8 protein-coding genes are annotated in these 13,264 nt (G+C 40.0%); 5 read left to right on the forward strand and 3 right to left on the reverse strand.

The window, feature by feature from the left end; translation table 11 throughout:
- Window positions 1-88 precede the first annotated feature (88 nt).
- Window positions 89-889 (reverse strand): SHOCT domain-containing protein, encoded by an 801-nt coding sequence (locus tag H5180_RS02655; RefSeq protein WP_149982508.1) that lies wholly within the window; start codon window positions 887-889, stop codon window positions 89-91.
- A gap of 575 nt (window positions 890-1,464) precedes the next feature.
- Here H5180_RS02655 and H5180_RS02660 point away from each other — a divergent pair.
- The 5 genes from H5180_RS02660 to H5180_RS02680 all read left to right on the forward strand — a co-directional run bounded on the left by H5180_RS02660 (window position 1,465) and on the right by H5180_RS02680 (window position 10,746).
- Window positions 1,465-4,776, forward strand: a complete 3,312-nt coding sequence (locus tag H5180_RS02660; RefSeq protein ID WP_145233164.1) for a DUF2126 domain-containing protein — start codon at window positions 1,465-1,467, stop codon at window positions 4,774-4,776.
- A 146-nt stretch (window positions 4,777-4,922) separates the two neighbouring features.
- Complete coding sequence (locus H5180_RS02665) at window positions 4,923-7,442, forward strand: circularly permuted type 2 ATP-grasp protein (RefSeq protein WP_145233165.1); 2,520 nt, start codon at window positions 4,923-4,925, stop codon at window positions 7,440-7,442.
- Entirely contained in the window at window positions 7,439-8,317 is an 879-nt protein-coding gene (locus H5180_RS02670; protein ID WP_145233166.1) for a transglutaminase family protein, read from the forward strand. Before H5180_RS02665 ends, H5180_RS02670 begins: the two co-directional genes overlap by 4 nt.
- Window positions 8,318-8,360: 43 nt before the next feature.
- Window positions 8,361-9,815 carry a circularly permuted type 2 ATP-grasp protein gene (locus H5180_RS02675; RefSeq protein WP_145233167.1) on the forward strand — a complete coding sequence of 485 codons (1,455 nt, stop codon included), beginning with the start codon at window positions 8,361-8,363 and terminating at the stop codon, window positions 9,813-9,815.
- Between the two features lies 1 nt (window position 9,816).
- On the forward strand, window positions 9,817-10,746 hold the full coding sequence (locus tag H5180_RS02680) for an alpha-E domain-containing protein (protein ID WP_145233168.1): 930 nt from the start codon (window positions 9,817-9,819) through the stop codon (window positions 10,744-10,746).
- A gap of 82 nt (window positions 10,747-10,828) precedes the next feature.
- Here the strand turns inward: H5180_RS02680 and H5180_RS02685 are convergent, their stop codons facing one another.
- Both H5180_RS02685 and H5180_RS02690 read right to left on the reverse strand, forming a co-directional pair.
- Window positions 10,829-12,574 carry an AMP-binding protein gene (locus tag H5180_RS02685; protein ID WP_182730608.1) on the reverse strand — a complete coding sequence of 582 codons (1,746 nt, stop codon included), beginning with the start codon at window positions 12,572-12,574 and terminating at the stop codon, window positions 10,829-10,831.
- A gap of 202 nt (window positions 12,575-12,776) precedes the next feature.
- Window positions 12,777-13,223: a DUF3010 family protein gene (locus tag H5180_RS02690; RefSeq protein ID WP_145233170.1), complete on the reverse strand. Its 447-nt coding sequence runs from the start codon at window positions 13,221-13,223 to the stop codon at window positions 12,777-12,779.
- Window positions 13,224-13,264 lie beyond the last annotated feature (41 nt).

Consider the following 13,264-nt stretch of genomic DNA (forward strand, 5'->3'; position numbering starts at 1 on the left):
TTCAGTGAACAGACTTACATTAGCTATATTGCTAACAAATTATAAAGTTAGCAAATTATAAAATTAATAAGCCTGAGATTACTTGCCGTTAAATTCGTTGCAATAAATCTGATTTTTTCTCATTAAACTCAGCATCAGTGAGTGCGCCTAAATCACGTAATTGTGCTAATTTTTCAATAATGTCGAGGGTTTCATTCACTGAGTATTGCGAAGCATTAATAGCTGTCGACTCGCTACTCATCATTTTATCATTTGAGCCTGTCTCAGGGGGGGATTGCTGTTGTTTTGCAAAGTCTGTTGATTGGGCAAAGTTGGTATTGTGACTTGAATGTGTCTGAGTGAAGCTATCATCAGCAATCACTGGCAAACTATTTACGCTAATGTTTCCCCACTGGCTACTAAAGGTAAGCGATATATCGTTGCCTTGTTGCTGGCTTACTCCCCCGATCTGGTGATCGAGCGTATCATAGAGTGTGACCTGACCATTTTTTTCAATGGCTAAGCGATTAGGAAAAACAGCATAACGGGTGTTGTTTTGTGAACCGGTACTCGATGGATTACCTAAATTAACTGGCCACCACTGGTTGCTACCTAAAGTACCGGCAGGAATGACGGGGAAAACTTGGTTGTTTGCTAAAATAGTGGCAAGTTCGTTACATAAGTTATCAACGGTGTTTTTCAAGCCATTATTGAACATGTCTCCTACCATTGTCATTCCACCGCGCATCCATTGACCTGAGCCGCCAAGCTCTGGGCAATTAAACTGCGCCATTGAACCGCCGCCATTATTTACTGCAACTAACATATGTACTACTGCCTCATAACTTAAACCATAGCGGGCAGATATTCCTTTAACCAAGTTGTCACCAATGTTTGTTAATGTTTGCATAAATAGAGTCCTTAATATGAAGATAGGCGGGATGTGTATTACGTCATGATCTAACTGTGAACAATCTACCTTAAGCATTGATGCTAATAATAAATTAGCAAAATAAAATGCCAACATTGCTTGTTTAAAGACACTAAGCTTGCTAGTTTGGCTTTCAGGGCGATTAAAAATCAAACTACTATAACACTGTTAAGAAGCTTAATCGTGGTTTTATTGCGAACTATTTTTTAAGTTCGTTTTAGCGAAGCATTTAACTGGTGTTGTGATTAATTGGGACTTTTTTCTATTTAATCGCTAGAAAAAACAGGCATGCTTTATTGGTGAATTACATAAAATAATAAGCGCTGTGTGATTTTTAATACTTAGCTTTGTGCTAATTTGGTGCGAATGTCGCACCAAATAATTCTTCACAGCGCTCGCTCTTTGATTCTAAACAGTCAATAGTGACCAATATATAGGCTAACAGCCTAATTTTATTATGTAATCTATATGGAATGTATATTGCTTAAATAGCAGGCAGGTAGTAGTAAGTTATACTTAAATGGCTATACAAAAAATTAAAGAGGGATTAATCGATGACAATTACTGTTGGTATAGCGCACCATACTCAATACAAGTACGACCGCCCAGTAAATATGGGGCCGCATATTTTCCGCTTACGTCCAGCACCGCATAGCCGAACTAAAATTAAAAGCTATTCATTAAAAATAGTGCCGGAAGATCATTACATCAATTGGCAGCAAGACCCTTTTGGTAATTATCAGGCAAGAGTGGTATTTAATAGCCCCACAACTGAGTTTAGTTTTACTGTTGATTTAGTGGCTGAAATGACGGTAATTAATCCGTTTGATTTCTTTTTAGAAGAATATGCTGAAGAGTTTCCATTTGAATACGATAAAGTCGCAAAGGCTGAGCTTAATCCCTATTTAAAAAAACGTAAGGCGAGTCCTAAGTTTTTAGAATTGATTGATTCGTTACGTCCGGAAAAACCAATCAGAAGTGTTGATTTTTTAGTTGCGGTCAATCAGTCAATTTATAATCTTGTTGGCTACGGCATTCGTTTAGAGCCTGGAGTTCAAACGGCGAACGAAACCATCACAAAAAAAACCGGTTCATGTCGAGATTCTGCGTGGTTGTTAGTACAACTGTTTCGTCATTTAGGTTTGGCTGCTCGTTTTGTATCTGGTTATTTAATCCAACTTACATCAGATCAAAAATCACTTGATGGCCCAAGTGGTCCTGATGAAGATTTTACTGATTTACACGCATGGACTGAAGTATATATCCCAGGCGCAGGTTGGATCGGGCTTGATCCTACCTCCGGCTTATTTGCTGGCGAAGGCCATATTCCGCTTGCGTGCACACCTGAACCTAGCTCAGCAGCACCTGTCTCTGGTGGCATAGATAAGTGCGAATCAGAATTTAGTTTTTATAACAAAGTAACGCGCGTACATGAAGACCCTCGCGTTACAAAGCCATATTCAGAAACACAATGGGCTGCAATAAACCGCTTGGGTCAGCAAGTTGATGATGTATATGTTAAGGAAGGTGTTCATTTAACAATGGGCGGTGAGCCGACGTTTATTTCTATTGATGATATGGAACATCCCCAATGGAACACAGAAGCCGACGGTAAAGAAAAACGAGTGTTAGCACAAAGCTTATTTATTGCGATGAACAAAGCATATACCAAAGGTGGCTTTACACATTATGGGCAAGGTAAATGGTATCCGGGAGAGTCACTGCCTCGCTGGCAATATGCATGTTATTGGCGAAAAGACGGTGAAGCTTTGTGGCAAGATGCCAGTTTATTAGCTGATCCGAATAAAGATTATAAATTAGACCACACAGATACCAAGCGTTTTACAGAACAGCTATGTGCAGAAATAGGCCTTGAAACCAAGGCTATCACTACAGCCTATGAAGATATTTTATATCATTTATGGCAAGAGGCATCGTTACCCAAAGAGGTGGGGCCTAAACAGCCTGAACTTCTTAGTGCAATGAGCCGTAAAGGCTTTTTAGCTAAAATGGAACAAGGTATTGAAAAGCCTGTTGGTTATGCATTGCCGCTGCAGTTTAATCAAGCGAAACATTGCTGGCAGTCATGCAAATGGGAATTTAAACGCGAATACTGTTTTTTATTACCAGGTGAATCACCCCTTGGTTATAGATTACCGCTTGATAGCCTTGAGTGGACAAGCAACATTATTGAGCGAGATCCGTTTGATATTCCAGATAACTTTACAAAAGCTAAAAAACTGCAAAAAGGCTTTATTGGTCAACAAATGATCAAAACCGCAATGGCATTGGAAGTAAGAGAAGGGCGGTTGTACATCTTTATGCCCCCAACGAGCCATTTTGAACATTATATGTCGCTATTAAATGCGATTGAAAGCACCGCAAAAGCCCTGCAAATCCCAGTTGTTATTGAAGGCTATAGCCCGCCTAAAGATAGTCGTGTAGAAAAATACGCCGTGACACCTGATCCAGGTGTCATTGAAGTGAACATCCACCCATCTTCGTCATGGCAGCAATTGGTAGATAGAACAACGACACTTTACGATCTAGCCAAACAAGCACGTTTAGGAACAGATAAGTTTATGGCGGACGGTCGTCATACCGGCACCGGGGGGGGTAATCATGTCACTTTAGGTGGTGAAACGCCGCAGCAAAGCCCGTTCTTACGACGCCCAGATATTTTAAGAAGTTTTATTACTTATTGGCAGCACCATCCTGGATTATCTTATTTATTTTCAGGTTTATTTATTGGCCCTACAAGCCAAGCACCTCGTGTGGATGAAGCACGTGATGAGTTGCTCTATGAGCTTGAAATCGCATTTTCACATATGCCTGAAGGGGAAGTACCTGAGCCATGGCTCGTTGATCGTTTGTTACGCAACTTACTTGTTGATTTAACAGGTAATACACACAGGGCGGAGTTTTGTATTGATAAGCTATATTCACCCGATTCAGCAACAGGACGACTAGGTATTGTCGAGTTTAGGGGGTTTGAAATGCCACCTCACTCACAAATGAGCTTAGTGCAAATGTTGTTATTACGGACTTTATTAGCTTGGTTTTGGAAAAAGCCTTATCACAAACCGTTGATCCGTTGGGGCACCGAATTACATGATAAATTTTTATTACCTCAGTATGTTGAAAATGATTTAGCTGAGGTTGTTAGAGATCTGCAGCAAGCTGGTTTTGCATTCCAAGTAAGTTGGCTAAACCCATTTTTTGAGTTTAGGTTCCCTGTTTGCGGCACCCGAGAACTCGATGATGTGACGTTAGAGCTTAGAACCGCGATTGAACCTTGGCATGTACTGGGTGAAGAAGCCAGTGCATCTGGTACTGCTCGGTATGTTGATTCGTCATTAGAACGCGTGCAAATCAAAGTAATTGGCACAATGAGTGACCGCTATATCGTTACATGTAATGGCCGACGCGTGCCGCTTAAAATTGTTAAAGGCAAAGCGAAAGATGAAATGGTTGCCGGGATCCGTTACCGTGCATGGCAGCCACCAACAGCGCTGCATCCTACAATTGGTGTACATGCACCGTTAGTATTTGATCTGATCGATACCTGGGAAGGCCGCTCAATGGGTGGTTTTGTCTACCATGTTAGTCATGCTGGTGGGCGAAATCCAGAAACATTACCCGTTAATGCATTTGAAGCTGAAGGGCGAAGGGTTGCACGATTTTGGGAGCATGGTCACACACCATCATTATTAGCATCTGATCAGCCTAGTTGGAGCCCATCGGCTGCGACACGAAGCTTTGAATCAGCACAATCGGTGAGTGAATTTGTTGTTCCCGATGAAGAAAATACTAATTCAGATTACCCTAATACGCTCGATTTAAGGAGACAACCTAAGTTCAAATAAATCATCTTTTTGGGTTGTTCATTGTATGACTCCACTTTGACATTACGCAAAGTAGAGTCATTATTTAACAGACGCTTTTGTTAATACAATTACCAACAAATTGAACTAGAATGATAGTTTACTTTCTATAGCGGAGCGCTTTTAGCTTGTACATTAATAATAATACGATGCCAGAGCTGCCTAATTGGTTGTCTTTATACCTTGATAAACGCCACGGTCATGATGAATTGGCGGATCACAGTGGCTTAAACCCTGAGCATTGGGATACTTTATTTAATCGTTTAGCAAGTTTAACCGCTGAAGATGTAAGTAGTCGTGCCATTGAAATTACGCAACTTTTGCAAAATGGCAATATTAAAAGTGAGAGTAATCAACAGTGGCACTTCGATCCACTGCCTTTTATGTTTTCTCGAGCAGATTGGAATACGTTAGAGCAAGGCATAAAACAGCGAACTTTATTACTTAATAAGATCCAACAAGATGTTTATTCTGAGCAAAAGCTACTTTTGAGTGGGCAAATATCACCGCAGCAGCTGTACCAAGATAGTCATTACTTACGTGAAGGATTTAGCTTACCAAGTGATGAGCTAAAACTGTTTTTTACAGCGGTTGATGTGTATCGCGCACCATCGGGTGAATTTAAAGTCTTAGCTGATCATTGCCAATGTCCGTTAGGTCTAGGGCTATTGCTTAAAAACCGCATTATAGCTAGGCGCGTTATGGCTGAAGAGTTTGCTGAATGCAACGTGCAACAAATTAAAGAGTTTTTAAATTTGTTTCAAGAAGGCATTAACGAGTTTATTCATTATATGGATGATCCTCGTATTGTTATTTTAACTCAAGGGATCGATGATCCAAATTATAACGAGCATGCGTTTCTATCTACTTACTTTGGCTATACTTTAGTGCAAAGCGCTGATTTAACAGTGCGTAATGGCGAAGTGTGTTTAAAGTCATTACAAGGGTTGGGGAAAATCAATGTGATTTTACGTTGGATCCCAGATCAAAGTATCGATTCACTTGAACAAACACAATACTCGTTACATGGTATTCCAGGCTTATTACAAGCTGTACGTGAGGGCTCAGTAAAAGTATTAAATCCTTTTGGTAGCGGGGTACTCTCATCACCAGCAATACAATGTAATTTAGCCCAGCTATCAGAGCAACTTTTACAACAACCATTATTACTAGATTGCCCTAAGTACCACAGCATTGAAGATGTTAAATCATCGGATTGGTCACAGTTAGTGTTTGGTAGTTATAAAGATCCTAAACTAACACTTGATGGCCATTTAGACGCGGATAAAATTAAACAACTTATAACTAAGCAACCTAGCGATTATTATTTTCAAGATAAACCCGCATTTAGTAGCGCACCATTTTGGGATGACGGTAAGTTAATTGCAAAACCTGTGGTATTTAGGTGTTATGTATTAACCACAGAAAATGGCATCGAAGTGCTGCCATCGGCACTGTGTTTCTCTTATCAAAATAGTGCTAACGCTAAGGGCGCTGGTTGGCTCAAAGATACTTGGATAAATACCAGTAAAGATATTGATTTAACTGAGCAAAGTGTACCAACACCAATTAAAAAAAGAATGGATGTAAGCTTACTTGAAGGGGTTATATCAAGTCGTACTGCAGAACATTTATTTTGGCTCGGTCGTTATTTAGAGCGCTGTGAAAATACCATAAGAATATTACGTATCTTTATTGATCGTTACACTGAGTTGGCTATTTATCCAGATTTAATACGCCGCAGTACTGTTGCTCGTTTGTTGGCTGCTATCAGCGCTCAGCATATTGTTTACCCTTATGTAGAGCAAGCAATCAAGCTTGAAGAATTTGATAGCGCAGTGTCTAAGCAAACAGCGTTTGCTTTACTCGCTGATGAGCTACGCGCGGGTAGTATAATAAATACGTTAAATTATTTAGCGAATGCATCAGTACAGGTCCAAGAATTATTGTCCCATGATAGTCGTCGTATTATTGATGAAATCAATGAACAAGTTAAAGTGCTAAAGCATATCAATATCAATATTTCATCACGTGCGATGCAAAGTATTTTAGATAAAGTGATTGGTTTGATCATGGCCTTTAATGGCTCGTTAGTGGATTGTATGCCAAACAGCAATGGCTGGTTTTTACTTGAGATGGGTCGCAGGATTGAGCGCAGCTTACAAATCACCTCATTAACAGGGGCTTTATTAACGCAAGAACTCGAGCAAGCTGAAGAGCTTGGTTTACTCGAAGCGGTTTTGAGTAGTCAAGTTAGCTTAGTGACCCATAAACGTCGCTATAGAATGTATCAAAGTATAGGTACTGGGCTTGAGCTGTTATTACTGGATGCAGAATACCCTCGCTCATTACTTTTTCAGTTAGAGCAAATAAACCAGTTATGTAAGCATTTACCGACTAAACGCAGACAGGGAGTGATAGCAGCACATGAAAAAGCAATTTTACTTTCTAAAACGAGTTGCTATGTCACAGAAAAAGACTACCTGCAAAGGACGGACGCTGGAGTTCGTAAACAGTTAATCGAGTTTAACCATAATATTCGCCTGAACTTAAATACCTTTTGTGATGTATTATTATTGCAGTATTTTTCTCATACACAAACGGCGAATAAATTGAATTGGACTAATATTGAGCAAGCTCAATCGTGAAATATAAAATAAAGCATTCCACAACCTACAGTTATGCCGATTTTGTTAGCTTGTGTCAAAACCAAGCACGGTTAACACCAAAAACAAATCGTGCTCAGATATGCCACAGTAGTCGCATAGATATTGAGCCGCCGGCAAATTATCTACAAGAATTTACGGATTATTTTGATAATAAAGTGACCGCGTTTGAAATAGCCACTCAGCATAAAAAACTGAAAGTGACTATGACCAGTGAAGTGGAACTTTTATTAAGTGCAAATATTAACCTCGTCGACACTGATATGCCTTGGCAAGAGGCTCGCGATATCGTCGCAAAGCCAAATACATATCAGCTGTTAAAAACATCGGAGTTTATTTTGCCATCTCAATATACTCCTTTTGTACAGGGTATAAAGGAATACGCTTTAACGTCGTTTTTAGCTGATATTAGCTTGATTTGTGGCTGTAAAGATCTCATGGCACGGATTTTTCATGAGTTTCAGTATGATCCCGGTTTTACTACGATTAGTACGCCTTTGAGTGTTGTTTTTGCACAAAAAAGGGGCGTTTGCCAAGATTTTGCACATTTTGCGATAGCGTGCTTACGCAGTATTGGTTTAGCAGCACGTTATGTTAGCGGGTATATAGAAACAATGCCTCCCGAGGGGGAAGAAAAGTTAGCAGGTGCAGATGCGACCCATGCATGGTTTTCTGTGTTTGTGCCAAGGTTTGGTTGGGTAGACTTTGATCCAACAAATAATGTTATGCCTAATGAGCAGCATATAACACTTGCTGTTGGCCGTGATTTTTCTGATGTCACTCCTTTGAAAGGCGTGGTTTTTGGTGGCGGTACACAATTGCTTGATGTAGCGGTTGATATGATTCGATTGGAGTGATTAAAACAACTCAATATTAATAATGGATAAGGCGGAAGGATGTATGAAAATTGACTGGAAAGCATATCAAACAAATGGCTTTTTTGATGAATTAATAGACGCACAAGGAAATATTCGAACGCACGGTAAACAGTTAGCACAGTTTTTTTCTAGCTTATCAAAAGAAGAATTAGTTAAAGCCAGAGCTGTTGCAGATCTTGCCATAAAAGAAATGGGCATTACGTTTACAGTTTATAATGAAGGCAATATGATCGATAGAGCGTGGCCGTTTGACATTATTCCGCGCACTATTGGTAAAAAAGAATGGCAAACTATTGAGGTAGGTTTAAAACAGCGTGTTGAAGCGTTGAATCTGTTTATAAATGATTTATACCATGATCAAAAAATAATAAAAGACGGTATTTTTCCAAAAGGCTTACTCGAAAAATCAGTTAACTTTCGCTCTCAATGTGTTGGAATTACTCCGCCAAATAATATATGGGCGCATATCTGCGGCTCCGATTTAGTGCGCGATGGAAATGGCACTATGTTTGTACTCGAAGATAACTTACGCGTGCCGTCTGGGGTGTCTTATATGCTTGAGAACCGCTCTGTGATGAAACGTGTTTTCCCTGAGTTATTCGAACAAGTGTCGATTTTACCAGTTGATGATTATCCTTCACAACTGTTTGATATGTTGGCAGCAATGTCACCTCGTCCAGACGATAAGCCTGAAGTAGTGGTATTAACACCCGGTGTATTTAACTCCGCCTATTTTGAACATTGTTACCTTGCTCAAGAGATGGGCTGTGAATTAGTAGAGGGGCGTGATTTAGTAGTCGAAAAAGACGACTGTGTCTATATGCGCACAATTACAGGCTTGCAACGCGTTGATGTAATTTATCGACGCATCGACGATTTATTCTTAGATCCCGAAGCTTTTTTACCTGAATCACAATTAGGTGTACCCGGTTTAATGCGAGCATGGTCGAAAGGTAATGTGGCGTTAGTCAATGCACCCGGTGCAGGGGTTGCGGATGATAAGGTGGTTTATGCCTATGTACCTGACATCATAAAATATTACTTGGATGAAGAACCCAAGATAGAAAATGTGCCAACCTATAAGTGTTTAGATCCTAAAGAATGTGATTATGTTATTAAAAATATCGATAAACTAGTTGTCAAACCTGCAAACGAGTCGGGTGGCTATGGTTTATTGATTGGTCCTAAATCGACTAAAAAAGAGCAACAAGCAACCATTGCACAAATAAAAGCCGATCCACGGAATTGGGTAGCGCAACCAACTCTTGATTTGTCTACGGTTCCCACCCTTGACGGGACAGAGCCTGATGGACGTCACGTTGACTTGAGACCGTTTATATTATCGTCAGGTAAAGACACACAGATCACTACTGGTGGCCTTACTCGTGTTGCGATGGTGAAAGGTTCATTAGTGGTAAATTCATCTCAAGGCGGTGGTAGTAAAGATACCTGGATTGTTGACGAAGAGGCTAAATAATATGTTATCAAGAGTAGGTGAAACTTTATATTGGGTAGCTCGTTACGTTGAACGTGCAGAAAATGTTGCACGGTTAATTAATGTCAACAACATGCTGATGTTGGATTTACCTAAAGGCGTATGTACAGGCTGGGAGCCATTAATAGATATTATTGGCGCACGTCAGGCGTATGAAGATAAACACGCTGATTACACAGAGCAAAAAGCGCTGCGTTATTTACTTGTAGGTAGTGATAATGGCTCGTCTATTTTAAATTCTATTATCTATGCTAGAGAGAGCGCTCGGACGATCCGAGACGTAATGCCTCGCGATGTATGGGAAGAAATTAACTCCCTTTATTACTATGTAAAAGATAATCAAAAAGAAGGGCTTGCTAAGCGTGGCCGATTTGCTTATCTAAAGAAAATCATCGAATCAGCCCATCAAATATTTGGTGCTTTAGATGCGACTATTAACCATGATCATGGTTTTACGTTTATCCGCTTTGGGTCGTTAATAGAACGTGCTGATATGACGTCACGGATATTAGACATTCGTTCAGAGACGTTGATCACCAGCGATGAAGCAAAACCTTATGAAAATATTCAGTGGATCAGCTTATTGCGCTCGCTTAGTGCTTATCAAATGTATCGACAAGAGATGAGCGTACGGGTGCAACGTGCTGATGTATTAGAATTCGTGATGCACAGTGAAGTATTTCCACGATCAATTTTGTTTTGCTTAATAGAGCTGAAAACGCTGATTTCACCTTTGCCAAACTCTACAGAGATTATAAATTTAATAGATGCAGTGGTAAAACAATTGAAAGCTGAAGATGTAAGAGCGCTTAAAAATGGCCACTTACACAATTATATGGATCAAATCCAAATTGAATTAGCGGGCATTCATAATGCATTAGCGCAAACGTATTTTTTAAAACCGCCAGAATAGGCCTGTTAAGCTATTAATCTTATAATACGCCCAAGGTTTTAAATTACATTGGGCGTTATTAACTAACGTGAGCTTTGGCTAATTATGAAAACGCGTTGTCTTTTAATTGTGCTTGCATTTGTTCGCGCATTTTAAACTTTTGTAGTTTTCCGGTAACCGTCATAGGGTAACTTTCAACAAATTGAATATGTTTTGGTATTTTAAAATAAGCTAATTTATCTTTTAAGAAGCTGCGAATTTCTTGCTCTGTTAACACGGCATCATCTTTAGGCTGCACCCAAGCACATACTTCTTCGCCGTACTTGTCGTCACTGATGCCAAAAATAGCAGCATCTTGCACGCCAGGGTAAGTGTAAAGTACTTCTTCAATTTCGCGCGGGTAGATATTTTCGCCACCACGAATGATCATATCTTTAATTCTGCCCACTATTGCAACAAAACCTTCCGCATCCATTACACCTAAATCACCAGAGTGTAGCCAGCCTTCTTTATCGATAGTTGCGGCGGTTTTTTCTTCATCATTCCAATAGCAACGCATAATACCCGCACCACGGCTGCATACTTCGCCAGCAAGCCCTATTTTTTGTATATTACCTACTTCGTCAATAATTTTTACTTCTGTATGCGCCAGCGCGCGGCCGACGGTAGTAACTTGTTTTTCAATGGATGAGTCAATCTCCGTGGCATTATTAATGGGACTGCATTCCGTTTGGCCGTAACCGATAACAACTTCATTCATATGCATCAGCGATTGTACTTTACGCATTACTTGCTCAGGACACGTCGAGCCTGCCATGATGCCCGTACGTAAACTGGATAAGTCAAAACGAGCAAAATCTTTTAGTTCCAGTTCAGCAATAAACATCGTAGGTACGCCATGCAGTGCAGTACAGCGTTCTTTTTCAACTACCTCAAGCGTGATTGTTGGATCAAAAGAATCTCCTGGAAATACTGCCGTAGCTCCTTTACTTATACATACTAAATTACCTAATACCATTCCAAAACAGTGATATAACGGCACTGGAATACACAGCTTATCATCTGCAGTTAAGCGCATTGCATTAGCCATAAGAAAACCATTATTTAAAATGTTTTTATGGGAGAGCGTAGCGCCTTTAGGATTGCCTGTTGTGCCGGAGGTAAACTGAATGTTGATATCTTGATCTGGTTGCAAAGTTGCACCAATGGCGTTGAGCTCAACGCGGTGGGCGGCCGTTGGCATTGTCATAACTTGACTAAAACTAAACATGCCTGCGGCAGGCTCATCACCAATGCGAATAATATTTTTTAAATAGGGGAGGTTTTTTGCCTGCAGTTGCCCAGCTTTTGCAGCGGCAAGTTCGGGCAGTAATTCATTAAGCATGCCTAGGTAATTACTGGCTTTGAAACTTGAAGCGGTTATAAGAGTTGAACACTCGACTGAATTTAGTGCAAATTGCAGTTCGTTTGGACGATACGCTGGGTTAATACAGACCATGATTGCGCCAATTTTGGCGGTCGCAAATTGGGTTAAGCACCACTCAAGGTTGTTTGGTGACCAGATACCAACACGATCACCTGGTTTTACACCTAAAGCCAGTAACCCCATTGCCAGCTGGTTGATCTGCTGCTGATATTCTTTATAGCTTAAACGAATGTTTTGATGATGCAGCACTATCGCAGGGTGGTCTGGATTATTGTCGACAATGGAGTCGAAGTAATCACCTATGGTTTTATTGATCAATGCTGGGCTTTGTGCTCCTTTATAGTAGCTATGCTCTAAGCCAGCTGTATCTTTGACTGTTTTATTCGCATCGGTTGCAGTTGTATTATTGTTACTTATTTGCATGTACGGTCTCCGTGTCAATGTTGTGAGAGTCTACTCAGTTAGAAAAACACAGATTGTCGACAAATGAAAGCGCTATACGACCAATGTAGTAATAAAAATGATAAATATTAGGCAATAAAAAAACGCTAGCTGTAGCTACAACAAAAACATTGCAGTACACACTAGCGTAGTATCTGATTATAAATTGAACTCTAATTGAAAATTAAAGCTCTTCGCTGCGGTAGGTTTTTTTCATTAAATGTACATATGCATTTACAAACGCATTTTCTTGGTACTTTTTAAGCCCCGTTTCAGCGAAATCAATAGGAATAGGATTACGTTTTAATTGTTCTTTGATCTCGGTTGTACTGAATAAATAAACACTCAGCTCAGGGATCAATTGAATTGCAGTTTCCATTTTGAAACCGTTCGCACTACCGGCAAATTTACCTTTAGGCGCACGTTGACGAATAGCAACTGAGTCAATTTGATAGTCCTGCATAAGTTTCGCAAAATCAAATTGGAATTTACGCATTACTTCAGTGTCATTACCATTACCTAAGGTAAAGCGAGTTTGGCGAATATCTCGTATATCAAATACATCGTTATCTTTTGTTAAAATACACAGTAGTACGTCACTACCGGTAATTTCTACACCGCATGTTCTCATTGTCATTCTCTAAATAACTAATTTGGGCAGCATTATATCAA

The organism is Pseudoalteromonas sp. SR41-4 (assembly GCF_014163985.1).
GTDB classification, from domain to species: domain Bacteria; phylum Pseudomonadota; class Gammaproteobacteria; order Enterobacterales; family Alteromonadaceae; genus Pseudoalteromonas; species Pseudoalteromonas rhizosphaerae.

What these genes read in the sequence shown, in the direction of transcription:
- H5180_RS02655 (WP_149982508.1), bottom strand. Translation starts at nt 889, where the DNA reads ATGCAAACATTAACAAACATTGGTGACAACTTGGTTAAAGGAATATCT.
- H5180_RS02660 (WP_145233164.1), top strand. Translation starts at nt 1,465, where the DNA reads ATGACAATTACTGTTGGTATAGCGCACCATACTCAATACAAGTACGAC.
- H5180_RS02675 (WP_145233167.1), top strand. Translation starts at nt 8,361, where the DNA reads ATGAAAATTGACTGGAAAGCATATCAAACAAATGGCTTTTTTGATGAA.
- H5180_RS02680 (WP_145233168.1), top strand. Translation starts at nt 9,817, where the DNA reads ATGTTATCAAGAGTAGGTGAAACTTTATATTGGGTAGCTCGTTACGTT.
- H5180_RS02685 (WP_182730608.1), bottom strand. Translation starts at nt 12,574, where the DNA reads ATGCAAATAAGTAACAATAATACAACTGCAACCGATGCGAATAAAACA.
- H5180_RS02690 (WP_145233170.1), bottom strand. Translation starts at nt 13,223, where the DNA reads ATGAGAACATGCGGTGTAGAAATTACCGGTAGTGACGTACTACTGTGT.